Source organism: Terricaulis silvestris (assembly GCF_009792355.1).
GTDB classification, from domain to species: Bacteria; Pseudomonadota; Alphaproteobacteria; order Caulobacterales; family Aquidulcibacteraceae; genus Vitreimonas; species Vitreimonas silvestris.
In genome coordinates this window covers 2,156,025-2,171,399 of record NZ_CP047045.1, presented here as the reverse complement: position 1 = coordinate 2,171,399, position 15,375 = coordinate 2,156,025, and the positions used below count along the sequence as shown (strand labels likewise).

The 15,375-nt window shown below is 63.5% G+C and carries 13 protein-coding genes; 8 read left to right on the top strand and 5 right to left on the bottom strand.

The genetic code is table 11. The features are described 5' to 3' along the window. Positions 1-40 precede the first annotated feature (40 nt). Complete coding sequence (locus tag DSM104635_RS11090) at positions 41-1,351, bottom strand: ActS/PrrB/RegB family redox-sensitive histidine kinase (RefSeq protein WP_158766257.1); 1,311 nt, start codon at positions 1,349-1,351, stop codon at positions 41-43. 134 nt (positions 1,352-1,485) lie between these two features. On the opposite strand from DSM104635_RS11090, the gene DSM104635_RS11085 reads away from it, so the two are divergent. Both DSM104635_RS11085 and DSM104635_RS11080 read left to right on the top strand, forming a co-directional pair. Beyond that, positions 1,486-3,702 carry a TonB-dependent hemoglobin/transferrin/lactoferrin family receptor gene (locus tag DSM104635_RS11085; protein WP_158766256.1) on the top strand — a complete coding sequence of 739 codons (2,217 nt, stop codon included), beginning with the start codon at positions 1,486-1,488 and terminating at the stop codon, positions 3,700-3,702. Positions 3,703-3,715: 13 nt separating this feature from the next. Continuing rightward, the gene (locus tag DSM104635_RS11080; protein WP_158766255.1) at positions 3,716-4,690 is read left to right on the top strand and encodes a DUF6607 family protein; all 975 of its coding nucleotides are present in this window, start codon (positions 3,716-3,718) and stop codon (positions 4,688-4,690) included. A gap of 136 nt (positions 4,691-4,826) precedes the next feature. Here DSM104635_RS11080 and DSM104635_RS11075 read toward each other — a convergent pair whose 3' ends face one another. Beyond that, positions 4,827-5,600, bottom strand: a complete 774-nt coding sequence (locus DSM104635_RS11075) for a phosphodiester glycosidase family protein (protein ID WP_158766254.1) — start codon at positions 5,598-5,600, stop codon at positions 4,827-4,829. Positions 5,601-5,715: 115 nt separating this feature from the next. Here DSM104635_RS11075 and DSM104635_RS11070 point away from each other — a divergent pair, with 115 nt between their 5' ends. Further along, on the top strand, positions 5,716-6,420 hold the full coding sequence (locus tag DSM104635_RS11070; protein WP_158766253.1) for an SCO family protein: 705 nt from the start codon (positions 5,716-5,718) through the stop codon (positions 6,418-6,420). Between the two features lie 229 nt (positions 6,421-6,649). Beyond that, positions 6,650-7,939: a polyhydroxyalkanoate depolymerase gene (locus tag DSM104635_RS11065; RefSeq protein ID WP_158766252.1), complete on the top strand. Its 1,290-nt coding sequence runs from the start codon at positions 6,650-6,652 to the stop codon at positions 7,937-7,939. A gap of 190 nt (positions 7,940-8,129) precedes the next feature. On the opposite strand, the gene DSM104635_RS11060 is transcribed toward DSM104635_RS11065, so the two are convergent. Then, positions 8,130-8,483, bottom strand: coding sequence for a GFA family protein (locus tag DSM104635_RS11060; RefSeq protein ID WP_158766251.1), 354 nt, complete (start codon positions 8,481-8,483; stop codon positions 8,130-8,132). 57 nt (positions 8,484-8,540) lie between these two features. Here DSM104635_RS11060 and DSM104635_RS11055 point away from each other — a divergent pair, with 57 nt between their 5' ends. After that, positions 8,541-9,302: a M48 family metallopeptidase gene (locus tag DSM104635_RS11055; RefSeq protein WP_228445658.1), complete on the top strand. Its 762-nt coding sequence runs from the start codon at positions 8,541-8,543 to the stop codon at positions 9,300-9,302. Between the two features lie 76 nt (positions 9,303-9,378). Here the strand turns inward: DSM104635_RS11055 and DSM104635_RS11050 are convergent, their stop codons facing one another. Next, positions 9,379-11,994, bottom strand: coding sequence for a transglycosylase domain-containing protein (locus DSM104635_RS11050; protein WP_158766249.1), 2,616 nt, complete (start codon positions 11,992-11,994; stop codon positions 9,379-9,381). 256 nt (positions 11,995-12,250) lie between these two features. Here DSM104635_RS11050 and DSM104635_RS11045 point away from each other — a divergent pair, with 256 nt between their 5' ends. Further along, the gene (locus DSM104635_RS11045; RefSeq protein WP_158766248.1) at positions 12,251-13,015 is read left to right on the top strand and encodes a Bax inhibitor-1/YccA family protein; all 765 of its coding nucleotides are present in this window, start codon (positions 12,251-12,253) and stop codon (positions 13,013-13,015) included. A gap of 66 nt (positions 13,016-13,081) precedes the next feature. On the opposite strand, the gene DSM104635_RS11040 is transcribed toward DSM104635_RS11045, so the two are convergent. Next, positions 13,082-13,393, bottom strand: coding sequence for a DUF2794 domain-containing protein (locus DSM104635_RS11040; RefSeq protein ID WP_158766247.1), 312 nt, complete (start codon positions 13,391-13,393; stop codon positions 13,082-13,084). A 510-nt stretch (positions 13,394-13,903) separates the two neighbouring features. On the opposite strand from DSM104635_RS11040, the gene DSM104635_RS11035 reads away from it, so the two are divergent. Both DSM104635_RS11035 and DSM104635_RS11030 read left to right on the top strand, forming a co-directional pair. Further along, positions 13,904-14,626, top strand: coding sequence for an ABC transporter ATP-binding protein (locus tag DSM104635_RS11035; RefSeq protein ID WP_187448147.1), 723 nt, complete (start codon positions 13,904-13,906; stop codon positions 14,624-14,626). After that, positions 14,623-15,375, top strand: a complete 753-nt coding sequence (locus DSM104635_RS11030) for an ABC transporter permease (RefSeq protein WP_158766246.1) — start codon at positions 14,623-14,625, stop codon at positions 15,373-15,375. Before DSM104635_RS11035 ends, DSM104635_RS11030 begins: the two co-directional genes overlap by 4 nt.

Sequence of the window (15,375 nt, the reverse complement as noted above, 5' to 3'; positions counted from 1 at the left end):
CCCGCTGTGATGCAGTGTATTTAGTGGATTTTCTTAGAAATTAAAGCGCTGGCGCTTCGATGGATGGGCGCGGCCAAGTGACCTTCACGACAGCGCCGGGATTGGGCGGGCGGCGGTTGCGCATTTCGAGCTTGGCGCCGGTGCGTTCGAGCAGCGTTTTGGAGATGAAGAAGCCGAGGCCCAGACCGCCGGCGACGCCTTCGCGGTCGCGCTCGGTGAGGTAGGGTTCGCCGAGGCGATTGAGCACGCCGGGCGCGAAGCCGGGGCCGTCGTCGCGGACAGTGATGGCGACTTGGTTCGCGTCCCAGCGCGCTTCGATGTCGACGCGGGTGTTGGCGAAGCCGACCGCGTTTTCGACGATGCCGCCGAGGGAATGAATGATCTCCGGCATGCGACGGACTTCGAGCGGGCCATCGCCCTGCGCATCGATGATGATGTCGGCGCCGAGGCCTTCGTGTGGGGCGATCACTTCTTCGAGCATCACGCGGATTGGTGCGCGCTGCAGCATGATGTCGCTCTGCTCGCGGTTGGCGGAGAGCTGGGCGAGGATGGCGCGGCAGCGTTCGCTTTGGGTGACGAGGAGCTGCAGATCTTCGAAGCGTGGATCGTCGGCGGGGATGCCACGCGCCATTTCCTTGGCGACGAGATGGATGGTGGCGAGCGGCGTGCCGAGTTCGTGCGCGGCGGCGGCGGCGAGGCCGCCGAGCGCGGAAAGCGTTTGTTCACGCGCCAGAACCGCTTGCGCGGCGGCGAGTGCGATGTTGAGGCGCTCTTCTTCGGCGGCGACGCGCCAGGCATAGACACTAGTGAAGCCGAGGCCGACCAGCACGGCGGCGGCGATGCCCATCTGGTAGAGCGGCGGCAGAGAGAAGGTCGCATCGTCCGGCCACGGTAGCGGCAAACGCAAAACTGAAATGGCGCCGACGCAAACGAAGGTGATCGCTGCGAGCATCGCGGTGACGGCGGGGCGCAGCACCGTTGCTGATACGGCCACTGGCGCGACGAAGAGAAACACGAACGGGTTTTGCAGGCCGCCCGTCAGCGCGAGTAGCACAGCAAGTTGGATGACGTCGTACGCAAGTTGCGCGGCGGCTTCCCACTCGAGCGCGAGTTCTTGCGCACGGCGGGTGGCGATGAGGCCGAGATTGAGTGCGACCGAAACCGCAATCGCCGCCAGCGCCCAGCCGATCGGGAAATCGACGTCGAGGCCATAGCGCACGAACAGCACCGAGACGGTCTGGCCGAAGATGGCGAGCCAGCGCAGCAGGATGAGGGTGCGGACGCGGACCCGGCTCTGGGCGGTCCAGAGTGTGGGGAGCGGGGTCTGTGAGCGGGTGTCCGATACGGCCATTGCCGGAAGGTCATGCGCCGGGGTGCGGCAATTGCTCAAGGGCGGCGCCCGTAAATGCCGCTACATTTGCCATTGCTTCTGCGAAGCGTTCGCAATAATGGACGACGGACGGTTTGCGGAAGGCGGGGCTATCGATGCGGGGACTTTGGGGGACGACGGCGCTAGCCCTGGTCATGGGCGGTGCGTTGGCGACTGGAGCGGCGAACGCGCAGGAAGTGCAAGTTGCCGACGCCGGCGAGATCACCGTGACGGCGACGCGGTCGGAGAAGGACACGTTCGACGTGCCGAGCGTGGTCAGCGTTATCACCGCCGAGGACATCGAAGAAAATCTCGTCACCGACATCAAAGACCTGGTGCGGTTCGAGCCCGGCGTTTCGGTGCCGACGAGCCCTTCGCGTTTCTCCGCCGCGTTCTCCTCGGCCGGCCGCGACGGCAATAGCGGCTTCAACATTCGCGGGCTCGGTGGCAATCGCGTGCTGTTCCAAGTCGATGGAGTGCGCGTGCCGGAAGGCTTCTCGTTCGGGCCGGCTTCGTTTGGGCGCGGCGACTATGTCGATCTCGATTTGCTGCAGTCGGTTGAGATCATGCGCGGTCCCGGCTCGGCGCTCTATGGCAGCGACGGCCTCGCGGGCGTGGTGAGCTTCATCACCAAGGACCCGGAAGATTTTCTTTATGGCGATGAATCCTTCGCCGCGCGCGTGCGCGCGTCGTATGCCAGCGCCGACGACAGCTTTAGCGAAGGCGCGTCGGCGGCGGGACGCTGGGGCGACTGGTCGGTGATCGGCGGATACACGCGGCGCGACGGCCATGAGCAAGACAATCAGGGCGACGTCGCCGGCGTGGGCGCGCTGCGCACAGAGCCCAACCCGCAAGATGTCACCTCGGACTCCGCCATGGCGCGCCTGGTGTTTGAGCCAAGCGATGCGCATCGCTTCCGTTTGGCCGCCGATTGGGGTCAGCGCGAGATCATCACGGAATCGCTGACGGCGCGTTCAGCCTCTGTCGCTGATCTCGATGGCCGCGACGAAGGCGAACGCGCACGGTTTGGGTTGGACTACACCTATGAAAACGATGGCGGCGCCATCGACCGCGCGTTTGCCGCGATTTATGTACAAGAAAGCAGCCTGCTGCAGTTCAGCGACGAGGATCGCGCAGTCCTCGCGGACCGCACACGGTTGACCACGTTCGACAATGATGTGTGGGGCGCGGCGTTGCAGCTGGAGAGCGCGTTCTCGGTTGGAAACGTCGAGCACCGGCTCATCTATGGCGGCGACTATTCGCTGACGCGTCAGGAAGGCATTCGCGACGGCACCGTGCCGCCCGGCGGCGAGACGTTCCCAACGCGGCCTTTCCCCAACACGGACTATGAGCTGGCCGGCTTGTTCATCCAGGACGAGATCAGCTTCAGCGATGGACGTTTCGTGCTCTATCCAGCGCTGCGCTACGATTCCTACGATCTGCAGCCGGAAGACGACGCGCTCTACGTGCTGCCGGTGGCGGGACAAAGCGATTCCGAAATTACGCCGCGTCTCGGCGCGGTGCTGTGGGCGAGCGATCATGTCGGCGTGTTCGCGAACTATGCGCGCGGATTCCGGGCGCCGTCGCCGAGTGAAGTGAACAACGGTTTCGTCAATCTGGCGCAAGGCTATCGCTCGGAGCCGAACCCTGATCTCACGCCGGAGACGAGCGAATCGATCGAAGCCGGCGTGCGGCTGCGCGACGTGCGCTTCCTCGGCGCCGATCTCCGCGCCAGCGCCTCGGCGTTCCAATCGCACTACGAGGACTTCATCGAGCAGGCCGTCATTAGCGGCAGCTTCACGCCGATGGATCCGGCCGTGTTCCAGTACGTCAATCTGGGAGAGGTCGATATCCTCGGCTTGGAAGGCCGCGCCGATCTGACCTGGGAGAACGGCTGGGGGTTCACGGCCGCTGCGTCGATCGCCGAGGGCGATCAGGACGACGGCGCCGGCATTGAGGCCCCGCTCAACACGATCGACCCGCTGAAGATCGTCGCCGGCTTGTCATATCACGATCCGAATGGGCGTTTCGGCGGACAGTTCATCGCCACTTTGGTGGCCGAGAAAGACGAAGTCGATATAGCCCAGACTTGCACCGACGCCTTTGGTTCGTCGTCACCCTGCTTCGTGCCGGAGGGCTTTACGCTGCTCGACCTCACAGGCTATTGGCGTCTGACGGAGGACGCGACGTTCCGCGTGGGCGTGTTCAATCTCACCGATGAAACCTATTGGTGGTGGAGCGACGCGCGCGGGCTGGACATTACGAACGTGGCGCTGGATGCCTACACGCAGCCTGGCCGCAACGTCTCCGCTTCGATTTCTTACCGCTTCTAAAGGGGCTTTCGCGATGCACGTATCTCTCACCCGCCGGGCTTCGATGCTGGCGATGGCTGGCGCTGGTGTTGTGGCCGCCGCCCCCGCGCTTGCGCAGACCACGCGGCGTTTGCCGGCGGCGGTGGAGCGCGATCGCCAATCCATTTTGGCGATGGCGGGCGATTATCATGTGCGGTTCAACTTCAACGAAACGGTGCCGTTCGTGAGCGACTACACGCCGCTCGAGCCGAAGACGAGCGGCGGCTATGAAAGCGTGCGCGTGATTGAGGACACCGGCACGTTCATCCAACTGCAGCACATGCTGGTGGCCGAACACGAAGGCCAAACCTTCGTGATCAAGCACTGGCGACAGGACTGGACCTACCAGCCGCGCAATGTGCTGGTGTATGAGCGGCGCAATTATTGGACGCTGGCGAATGTGAGCAGCGCCGATCGTCGTGGTGCGTGGTCGCAGACGGTTTGGCAAACGGATGACTCGCCGCGTTATGGCGGTGTTGGCCGCTGGAATTACGACAATGGCCGCACGATCTGGACCAGCGGTCCGACGCTGCGTCCGCTGGCGCGCCGCGATGCGATCCGCAATCCGGTTTACAATCGCTACAACTCGATCAACCGCCATGCGCTGACGCCGAATGGCTGGGTGCATGAGCAGGACAACGAGAAGATCGGTGATCGCAACGGCCAGCTGGTGGCGATCGTGCATGAGGACGGCGTCAACACCTATGAACGCTTCACTGAATATCCTGTGGCGGCGGCGGATTCGTACTGGACCGACACGCGCGAGTACTGGGCGGGCGTGCGCGGCATGTGGGACGCGGCGATCGCGCGCCGCCGTGGCGTGTGGGTCGAGGAAGAAGCGCAGAACGGCGCGATTACCGGCCCGGCGCTGATGGGCTTGGCCGACCGCATCCACAGCGACGAAATCGAAACGACGCCGGCGCTCGCCGAAGCGCAAACCGCGATCGCGACGGCGACAAGCGCGGCTTAAATTCATGCTCCCCGCTTTGCGGGGAGCTGTCGAACGCGAAGCGTGAGACTGAGGGGCGTGTTGCGCTGCGGCGTGACGCGCCCCTCCGCTTTGCCCGCTTCGCGGGCGTCAGCATCTCCCCGCATAGCGGGGAGCATTAGCGGCCCAGCACCACCACCATCGGCCCGAGATCGGTGCTTTCGTCGCGGCGATCCATCTGTGGCGACCATAGGCTGGACACGGAGCCATCCAGGAACAGCGCGTTATCGCAATTGAGTTCGTCGCGGAAGAAGCGGGCGAAGTGGCCGAAGGAGACGACGCCGGAGCTTATGACGAAGAATGCGGTGTGTTCGTCGCGGACGCCGACGCCGTTGCGGAGATAGCGTGAGGGGCCGTCGTGCTGGAATTGCGGATGCAGCGCGCCGTCGATGACGAGCATGGGGCCGGATTGCGTGGCGAAGCGAGCGGCGCGGGGTTCGGCAGCATAGTCGTCCGTGGCGGCGACGTGCACGGCGCCGTTTTCGCCCTGCCAGAACACGCCGTTGGGCTTCATGTGAAAGTTGCCCGGGCCGTCGGTGCGGCTTAGCGCACGCTCCTGCTCCCCTTCGCTGATGTAGAGGCCGATTGGTGCGCCGGCGTCGTTATACATTCCAGCGTTCATGGCGAAGCGCACGCGGCTTGCGTCGCGGCCGAGGTGGGCGGCGAGGGCTTCGAAGCTGCGGATGTAGTTGCCGTCAGCATCCTGTGAAGTGAGGCGCAGTTCGTCGCGCGTTGCGTCGTAGGTGCAGACGATGAAGCGCGAACCTTCGAACTCGCGTGTGACACACGGGTCAGGTTCGCGGTCGGCGCCGCGCGATACCGAAAACACTGCAACGCCAGCGGCAATGCAACCTGCGGCAATGGCGGCGAGGGCAAGTCGCGAAAGCTTCATTACGCGGCACATGGGGCTGCTTCGGCGGCAAGCTCAAGAGCGGGCTGCGGCATTGCGCCCCCTGTGCGCTCGCGCCGCGTTGCTTGGCGGCTGCGCGCCGCGCTTAGGTTTGGCGATGGGCGAACCTGAAACTCCGCGGCGCAATTTGACCGCCGCCGTGGTGCCAGCGCTGGCGGCTGCCGCGCTCGCGGCGGTTGGCGCGATGCTGCTGGTTGGCCAAAACGGCGCCGAGCGCGCCAAGCAGGCGTCCGTGCCACGCGACTGTATTATCGAGAACGCTGACGGTGTGGGCGGGGCGATCGATCTGGTGGATGCCAATGGGTCGCGTGTGACGCAGGCGGATTTCGCGGGCGAGCCGGCTGTCATCTATTTTGGCTTCACGCACTGCCCGGATATTTGCCCGACCAGCATGTACGCCGTCGCTGAAGCGTTGGCGCAGCCGGGCGGTTACGACGTGCAGCCGATCCTGATCACGGTCGATCCCGAGCGCGATACCCCGGCGCGCATGGGCGAGTACGTGCGGACGCAGGGCTTTCCGGAGGGCTTGTCAGGCTTGAGCGGCACGCCTGCTCAGATTGATGCGGCGGCGTCTGAGTTCCAGGTGTTTCACTCGCGCGTGCCGATCGAGGGCGCGGCGGCGGACGTCTACAATGTGGATCACTCGTCGCTGCTCTACGTGGTCGACGCGAACTGGCGGACGGTCTCCATCATGCAGACCATGAACCGGGAAGATCCGATGAATCCGCGCAGTCCATTGGTCCCGGCGTCGCCGCAGGCGATCGCGGCGTGCATCGCGGCGGGGCTGGAGCGGGCGGCCTGATTATGTGAAGCGGGGCGCCGTTGGCGCTTGCGTGGCCCGTAACTGACATTACGTTCAGGTTTGGCGGCCAGGGCGGGAACCCGGCAGCCGGTTAAGACGTCTGACCTAGGCCGCTTCGTCTGATGCCGCAGTGCAGCGGATACGGCCATCAGGCGTCTTAGCTTGTTGGAAACGGGGGAGCGCGCAGCATCCGATTCTAGGATTGCTGCGACGCAGCAGAAGGGCTTGCATGCTCTATTCACTATACGAACTCGGCCACCTGTCGGTGACGCCGATGCGCATTGCGGCGCTGATGCAGAGTTCTGTGCTGCGCTCGCCGTTCAATCCGATGGCTGACACCGAGATCGGACGCACGGCCGCGGCCGCGGCGGACCTGTTTGAATCGGTGACGCGACGCTACCGAAAGCCCGACTGGAATTTGCCGACGACGACGGTGAACGCCGTTGAGGTCGCGGTGACGCCGAAGACGGCGTGGTCCGCGCCTTGGTGCAACATGATCCACTTCGAGCGCGATGCTGAGGCTCTGGTGGCGGCGCGCGGCGAGCGCACTGATCCGACCGTGCTGATCGTCGCGCCGATGTCTGGGCACTATGCGACGCTGCTGCGCGACACGGTGAACGCGTTCCTTGGCGAGCACGAAGTGTACGTCACCGATTGGGCCGATGCGCGCACGGTGCCGATGCTGTCGGGCCGTTTCGATCTCAATGACTACATCGATTACGTGATGGGCATGGTGCGGGCCTTGGGTCCGGAGACGCATGTTGTCGCGGTGTGTCAGCCGGGGCCGCTGGTGTTGGCGGCGGTGGCGCTGATGGCGGATGAGGACGATCCGTGCACGCCGGCAACAATGACGATCATGGGCTCGCCGATCGACGCGCGTAAATCGCCGACGGCGCCGAACAAGCTCGCCGAAACGCGCGATATCGAATGGTTCAAGAAGAACATGATCCATTCGGTGCCAGCGATTTATCCGGGCGCGTTCCGCCGGGTCTATCCGGGCTTTCTGCAGTTGGCGTCGTTCATGGGCATGAATTTATCGAGCCACGTCGATGCGCACCAAGCCTACTTTCAGAATTTGGTGAAGGGCGACGGAGAACCCGCCGAGAAGCACCGCAATTTCTACGACGAGTATCTGGCGGTGATGGATCTCTCGGAAGAGTTCTACATCCAGACGCTGGTCGAAGTGTTCCAGGAATACACGCTTGCCAACGGCACGATGATGCATCGCGGCCGCCGCGTTGATCCGGGTGCGATTACGAAGACGGCGCTGCTGACAGTCGAAGGTGAGAACGACGACATTTCCGGCATCGGTCAGACGCAGGCCGCGCACGATATCTGCGCCAACATTCCGGAAAACATGCGCCGCGACTACATCCAGCCGGGTGTCGGCCATTATGGCGTGTTCTCGGGCCGCCGCTTCCGCACGGAAATTTATCCGCGCATGCGTGAGTTCATGCGCAGCTTCCAGAGCGCGAAATCGCGGACGCCGAAGCTGCGGCTGAAGGTCGTGAGCGAGTAGCTCGTCGCTTTCGATAAGCGAACAACCGCTTCGACCCATTCCCCGGGCGATGCGCAGCATCGAACCGGGGACCCATGAACACCGGCCGGTCCGACCTAAGCACGACTCTCGTCGCGCTTCTCGCGGATGAATTTGTGCTCATGGGTCCCCGGTTCTCGGCTATCGCCGAGCCCGGGGAATGGGTGTGGTGTTAGGCGACGGACATCGTCTTTCCGTCCGCCGCGCGCACCGGAATGCCAGTTGGGTCAAATCCATCGAGGCACCGCACGTTGATGCCGTAGTGATCTGGCATCGAGCGTTTGCGGTGAAACGGATAGATGCCGCAGACGCTGCAGAAATAGTGGCGCGCGACGCCGGTGTTCCATTGATAGAGGCTGAGCTTGTCTTCGCCGGCGAGGAGCTTGAAGCCGCTCTCGTGCACCGCGCACATCAGTGCATTCTTCTTGCTGCATAGCGAGCAATCGCACATCGTGAGTTCGGTGATTTCAGTTTCGATCTCGAACTGAACCGCGCCGCAATGGCAGGATCCGCGATAGTGCGTCATGTGCTCACCTTCCTCAGCAGACTAGCCGACGCTGGCAGTCGCGGGAACGCGCGAAGCATGAGATTCTTGCGTATGCGCTTCGATTCGAAACCGAAGGCCGAGACGCCAACTCAAACCGAGATCGAAACGATCGACGGTCGCCGCATGTCGGTGAAGTTGATAGTGAACCCGCGCGCGCGGCATGTCTCTGTGCGGATCGATCCGACGCGCCGGCAAGCGATCGCGACGGCGCCGACGAAGCGGCATCTGAAACACGCGGCGCAATTTGCGGCCGAACGCGCGGGTTGGATCGCGCAGGAATTGTCGCGGCTGCCGAAGGGCGTGACGCTGGCGCCGGGGTCGTTCGTGTGTTTCCGCGGTGTGGAGCACGAATTGGTGTTGGAGCGCGGGCGTGGGCATGCGCGGATTGAGCCGGACTTGATCCCGCGCATCGTGGTGCCGTGCCCTGACCCGGCTTTGTTTGAATCGCGGCTGCTGCGCTTCTTCAAGGATCAGGCGCGCGAAGAGCTGATCGATCGTGTCGCAACGCATTCGGTGACGCTGGGCGTGAAGCCGGTGAAGATCCAGGTGAAGGAATTGCGTTCGCGCTGGGGTTCTTGCTCCGTCGATGGCGTGCTCTCGTTTTCGTGGCGTGTGATTTTGGCGCCGCCGTTCGTGCTGGATTATCTCGCCGCGCACGAAGTGGCGCACTTGCGCGAGATGAACCACTCGCGCCGGTTCTGGGCGCAGGTGAAGCGCTGCATCGCTGACTACGAGCGCGGGCGGGATTGGCTGCATGAGCATGGTTGCGCGCTGCATGCGGTGGGGTTGGCGCGGTAACCGAGCGCGGGTCTTCAGACCCGCATTCTTCAAACACACAAACAAGAGCGGGTCTGAAGACCCGCGCTCCTTTAGCTCAGCCCTCTGGTCCAAAATCTAGTGAGCGATCCTGATCGTCGGGCGGCGCGGGCGCGGCTTCGGCGCCGATGGTTGCGCCGATCGGCGCGCCAACGGCGGTGAGCTCGGGCATTTCAACGGCGGCGATACCCAGGTCGTAGTCGCCTTCGCCGGGCATTTCGAGTGGACGCGACGGCGTGTTGCGCAACGCGACGGGCATGAACCGCGCCCAGATGTCGGCGGGCAGTGAGCCGCCGGTGACGCGCGCGGTTTCGGTGAAGTTGTCGTTGCCGACCCAAACGCCGCCGACCATGCCGGGCGTGAAGCCGATGAACCAGGCGTCGCGGTAGTCGTTGCCGGTGCCGGTTTTGCCGCCGATTTGGTGCGTGGTCATGCGCGCGCGCGTGCCGGTGCCGGCTTGCACGACGCGGCTCATCATCATGTTCATGTACCGCATTGGGCGCTCTTCGATGACGCGCGAGCGGTTCTCCTGGCGCCAGCTCCACATGGTCTCGTTGGAGTTGGCGCGGCGGATGCGCGTGACGCCGTGGGCTTCGACGTTGAAGCCGTCGGCGGCCATGGCGCCGTAGGCCTGCGTCATTTCGAGGAGCGTCATCTCTTGGGCGCCGAGCGCCAGCGAATGGTAGTTGTGCAGCGGCGAGCGGACGCCGAGGCGACGCGCCACGTCGATCACCTTCTGGCCGCCAACTTCGTTGGCGACGCGGATCGCGACCATGTTGAACGAGTTGGCGAAGGCCGAGTTGAGCGAAACCGGTCCGTTGAACTCATTGGTGTAGTTGCCGGGCGTCCAATCGGGCTGGCCTTCGATCGAGATCGTGATCGGCGCGTCTTCGCGTACACTCCACGGCGTCAAGCCGTTTTCCATGGCGGCGAGATAGATGAAGAACTTGAAGGACGAGCCGGGCTGGCGGCGCGCTTGTGTGGCGCGGTTGAACTGGCTGACATCGTAGTCGCGGCCGCCGACCATGGCGCGGACGCCGCCGGTGTCGTCCATGACCAGCGCCGCCGATTGCGAGACGCGGCGCTCTTCGCCTTGCTCGGCGAGAACGGTCTCGATCGATTCAGCGGCGGAGCGCTGGGCGGCGATGTCGATGGTGGTTTCGATGATGAAGTCGTCGCGTTGTTGGCCGATGACGTCGTTCAGCAGCGGATCGATCCAGTCGCGGTAGTACGAGAGCACGCCCGCCGGGTTACGGCGGCTGATGACGAGTTCTTCCTGAAGTGCTGCTTCGCTTTCGGACGCGCTGATGAAGCCCATCGACACCATTTCGTTGAGCACAGTGGTGGCGCGGTCGCGCGCGGCGGCGATGTCTTGGCGGGCCGGATTGAGACGCGATGGCGCTTTGACGAGGCCGGCGATCATTGCTGATTGCAGCAGCGTGAGTTCGCGCGCGGGGCGGTCGAAATAGCGTTCGGCGGCGGCTTCGACGCCGTAGGCGCCGGCGCCGAAGTAAACCCGGCTGAGATAGAGCGCGAGGATTTCGTCCTTGGTGAAGCGTGTTTCCAGCCAGATCGCCATGGCGATCTCTTGGAATTTGCGCCGCCAGGAGCGTTCGTTGGTGAGGAAGAGGTTCTTCGCCAATTGCTGCGTGATGGTCGAGCCGCCCTGCACGACGCGGCCGGCGCGGAAGTTCTCGGCGCCGGCGCGCATCATGCCGCCGAAATCGACGCCGAAGTGATCATAGAAGCGGCGGTCTTCGATGGCGATGAAGGCTTGGGCGACGTAGGGCGGCAGCGATGCGATATCGACGGGCGGCGCGTTTTGCGCGCCCTCGCGCAAGATCACGTTGCCATTGCGGTCGAGGAAGGTGATCGACTGGCCTTGGCGTGCTTCCCAGAGATCGTCGGTCGAAGGCATGCCCCAGGTGACGAAGAAGAAGAAGCCGATGATGAGTGCGACGAAACCACCGGCGGCGTAGCCGCTCCACACCGCGGCTTCGCGGATGTTGCGCGGGCGTTTGACGCCGCGGATGCGACGCCAGATCTCGGCGCCGATCGTGTTGGTGACGCCCCAGAATTTGACCCAGCCCGGTTCAATGGCGGCCCAGATGTCGCGCCGGGTTTCTTCGATGCGCGCTTTGATGCGGCCCCATTGCGATGGCGGCGCTTCGGCCTCGCCTTCGTCGGGATCGCCGGCGGCGCGGAAATAGTGCGGCGGCAGATCGGTGGGCTCCGCCACCGGTGAGGCGGCGATAGGCGCGTCAGGCTCGGCGATGGCTTCGGGTTCTTCGTCGCGAGCGGCGATCGCTGGCTCTTCGTAGGGCCCGGCCTCTCCGACAGGCGCAGGCTCTTCAGATGGTTCGGCGACGGCCTCACGCTCTGGGTACGACTCCGTCTCTTCGACTGGCGCGGGCTCTTCAGGCGCTGCGGTGAAGAACTCCGGCTCCGAATAGGGCTGAGACGCTAATTCGGGCTCTCGTTCTGGCGACGCCTCCACGGGCTCGGGCGTGTCTGCTGCTGTCGTTTCCTCGAACAACTGATGCTCGTCGGCGGGCAGGTCCGGCTCAGCGTCCGCGACCGTACGCTCCTCGGGAACGCTGGATTCGCCGCCTTCGGCAGGCGGTTCAGTCGGAGGCAGGTCCTCCGGCTCGGTCGGATCGTTTTCGTCAGCCACCCCGGCGCAACCTCCGCGCTCCAACTAGCGCGATTCTCCCGCAGCCCTGCCCAAAGGAAGGCAGCGTGCGGGCTCGTACGGTAAACGCGAGGCAAGGGAACTTTGTTTCCCCGCCCCGTTCTCGCCGCAAAGTTTCCGCTTCCGGCGCTCAGTTCGCAATAGGAACAGGCGCCCGGTTTAGCTTGCTGCGACGGGAGACCATGGCCATATTTGCTCAGCGCTGCGGGATATCCCTGCGGCAAGGAGGTTAATTCGGATGAGCGACTACCACTCTCAAACGGGCTCAATCCCGATTGGGCGCGAAGAGGCGGCGCTGGACCCGGGGCTCCGGAAGTTCATGCTCGGCGTGTACGTCAAAATGGCGCTCGGCTTGATTTGGTCGGCGGGCTTGGCGTTCGCCGTCGGTACGATCCCGCAAATCACATACGCGGTGCTGACGCCGCCGGTGGTCTACATCGTCCAGTGGGGTCCGGTTGCGATCCTGTTGGGCTCCAACTTCTTTATGCGCAATGCGTCGCCAATGGCGTCCGGCATCCTTTATTGGACAGTCGTTACGCTGATGGGCTTGGGGCTTGGCTTCTGGGTCGCGGTCGCCGCGCAAGCCACAAGCGTGTCCACGGTTGGCGGACAGACGCTAACAGTCACGTTCGCAACGATGGCGAAAGCGTTCTTGATCACAGCCGGCGCGTTCGGTGCGCTCTCACTGTTTGGCTACACCACGAAGCGCAATCTGAGCGGCTTGCACTCAATGGTGATCATGTCGGCTTGGGGCTTGTTCGCGATCGGCCTGCTGAGCTTCTTCTTCAGGTCCGAGATGTTCGAGCTGATCCTGCAGGCAGCAACCCTTGTGCTGTTCTCGGTGCTGGTGGCGACGCAAACCAACCAGCTGCGCGAAAGCTATTATTATCTGGCGAACGATCAGCGCGGTCAGGCCGTGATGACCAATTTTGGCGCGTTGAACTTGTACATCGCGTTCGTCGCTATCTTCCAAACGCTGCTGAGCTTTATGAGCCGCGACTAACCGTCGATTGCTGATGTCGGAAACGACAGCGCCTCGGCTTCGGCCGGGGCGTTTTTGTTTTGCGAGCTAGTCGCCAACCACTTGCATGCGCTTGGGCTCGAGTACGGCGATCACGCGCGCGAGATCGTGACCGCGCCGCAAGACCCTGCCGTCGATAGCCTTCACGCTGTAGGCGCCTTGCTTGCGCGCTTCGTCGGGGCGTTTCTCGATTTGGTAGAGCGGTGCTTCGCTGGTGCGGCGATAGACGCTGAACAATGCGCGGTCCGGTAGAGCATCAAGTGCATAGTCGCGCCACTCGCCAGCGGCGACCATGCGGCCGTAGAAACGTAACAGGCGATCCAATTCCAGACGCTCGAAAAAAACGGTGCGTCCGCTCATGCGCGTGAGCCTCCTGTGAGCTACCTGTGTACAACAATCTGGTGGCTTACGCGGCTAGATTAAATATCGGCAGAGGTCGGGTTTCAGCCTGATTTAGTGCTTGCTCTCGCCGCACTCCGGAGCAAGCTTAGTGACGTGACCGGGCGGAGAAAGGCTCGTGCTGGGTATCCATCAGCCCCCCCAGCCCCCCCAGTACGCGCTTCGCTCGGTCACACTGAATTCTCCGAAAAGCCCGCGCAAGACGCGGGCTTTTCTTTTTCGTGGCTATCGCTTTTCCAAGCAAAATCAGTGGATTTTCGTGGTGCATTGAACACGCGAAGCGGCGTGATTGAATGCTCTGTGTGCTGATCGGCGCACGTATTCGACGGCTCGTCGAAGAGGGCGTTAACAGGCGCGAAACCAGCGACGGAATCACGCGTCGTGATTCGCGCTTCTGTGGATAAGAACGGTGGCGTTTTCCCCTAAAGGGCTCTATGAGCGGCGCTCGATTTTCGACGGGGTTTCCAATACATGCTGCTGCAGGTCGACGGCTTGCGCAAAACGTTCGGTCGGCGCGTTGCCGTGGACGGCATCGGGTTTTCGCTCGATGTTGGGGAAATCGTAGGATTTCTCGGCCCAAACGGGGCCGGCAAGACCACGACGATGCGGATGATCGCCGGGTATCTCGAGCCGGACGAGGGCGTCGCCAAGATTTTCAACATCGACGTCGCCCAGGAACGCCGTCGTGCGCAGGAGCGGCTGGGCTATTTGCCGGAAGGCGCGCCGCTTTATGGCGAAATGACACCGTGGACATTCCTGCGTTTCGTGGCCGAGACGCGAGGCATGTCCCGTGAAGCTGCGCGGCACGCGGTGCGGCGGGCGGCGCAGGATGCGCGTTTGGGTGAAACGATCGACCAGCCGATTGAGACACTCTCCAAGGGCTACCGTCGGCGCGTGGGGCTGGCGTCGGCGCTGCTGCACGATCCGTTGCTGCTGATCTTGGACGAGCCCACGGACGGCCTCGATCCGAACCAGCGCCACGCGGTGCGCGATCTGATCCGTAAGCTGGGCGAAGAGCGCGGGCTCATCATTTCCACGCACTCGCTTGAGGAAGTGGAAGCGGTGTGCACGCGCGCTATCGTGATCGATCAGGGGCGGATCGTGGCGGACAAAACACCGGAAGCGCTTAAGGAAGAGCACGGCTCGCTGGAGCGCGCCTTCCAGACGCTGACGCGCGGGGAAGAGCGCGTATGAAGAAGCGTCCCGGTTTGGCCAGCATGACGGCGATTTATCGCCGTGAGCTGCTCGCCTATCTCACCACCCCGACAGCTTACGTGTTTGTCGCCGTGTTTCTGTTCGCGATCGGGCTCTTCACGTTCCAGGTCGGCGGTTTCTTTGAAGCGCGGCGCGCGGACTTGAACGCATTCTTCGCGTTTCACCCGTGGATTTTCATGGTGTTCCTGCCGGCCGTGTCGATGCGGCTCTGGGCGGAAGAGACGCGCTCCGGTGCGGTTGAGCTTCTGATGACGTTGCCGGCGCCGACATGGTCGTTGGTGCTGGGAAAATTCCTGGCGGCGTGGACGATTGCGGCGGTGGCGCTGCTGCTGACGATCCCGCTCTGGATCACCGTCAACGTGCTGGGCTCGCCTGACAATGCGGCGATCTTCACGGCGTATCTGGCCAGCTTGCTGATGGCGGGCGCGTATATCGCGATCGGCTCGGCGATGTCGGCGCTGACGCCGGCGCAGGTGGTGGCGTTCGTTCTGGCGGTGCTGATCTCGTTCCTGCTGACGGCTTTGGGCTTGCCGCTGGTGCTGGACTTCTTCTCTGGCGTGGTTGGTGGCGCTGTCGCGGAAACGGTGGCGCGGTTCTCGATCATGCACCATTTCGACGCTGCGCAACGCGGCGTGGTGGAGTTTCGATCGATCTTCTATTTCGTGTCGCTGATTTCGTTGTGTCTTGGCTTCACCGCGTTGGCGGTCGATGCGCGGCGGGGAGGCTGA

Bases quoted from the DNA above. Each gene is read 5' to 3' on its own strand.
- DSM104635_RS11090 (WP_158766257.1), bottom strand. From the start codon at position 1,351: ATGGCCGTATCGGACACCCGCTCACAGACCCCGCTCCCCACACTCTGG.
- DSM104635_RS11085 (WP_158766256.1), top strand. From the start codon at position 1,486: ATGCGGGGACTTTGGGGGACGACGGCGCTAGCCCTGGTCATGGGCGGT.
- DSM104635_RS11080 (WP_158766255.1), top strand. From the start codon at position 3,716: ATGCACGTATCTCTCACCCGCCGGGCTTCGATGCTGGCGATGGCTGGC.
- DSM104635_RS11075 (WP_158766254.1), bottom strand. From the start codon at position 5,600: ATGAAGCTTTCGCGACTTGCCCTCGCCGCCATTGCCGCAGGTTGCATT.
- DSM104635_RS11070 (WP_158766253.1), top strand. From the start codon at position 5,716: ATGGGCGAACCTGAAACTCCGCGGCGCAATTTGACCGCCGCCGTGGTG.
- DSM104635_RS11065 (WP_158766252.1), top strand. From the start codon at position 6,650: ATGCTCTATTCACTATACGAACTCGGCCACCTGTCGGTGACGCCGATG.
- DSM104635_RS11060 (WP_158766251.1), bottom strand. From the start codon at position 8,483: ATGACGCACTATCGCGGATCCTGCCATTGCGGCGCGGTTCAGTTCGAG.
- DSM104635_RS11055 (WP_228445658.1), top strand. From the start codon at position 8,541: ATGAGATTCTTGCGTATGCGCTTCGATTCGAAACCGAAGGCCGAGACG.
- DSM104635_RS11045 (WP_158766248.1), top strand. From the start codon at position 12,251: ATGAGCGACTACCACTCTCAAACGGGCTCAATCCCGATTGGGCGCGAA.
- DSM104635_RS11040 (WP_158766247.1), bottom strand. From the start codon at position 13,393: ATGAGCGGACGCACCGTTTTTTTCGAGCGTCTGGAATTGGATCGCCTG.
- DSM104635_RS11035 (WP_187448147.1), top strand. From the start codon at position 13,904: ATGCTGCTGCAGGTCGACGGCTTGCGCAAAACGTTCGGTCGGCGCGTT.
- DSM104635_RS11030 (WP_158766246.1), top strand. From the start codon at position 14,623: ATGAAGAAGCGTCCCGGTTTGGCCAGCATGACGGCGATTTATCGCCGT.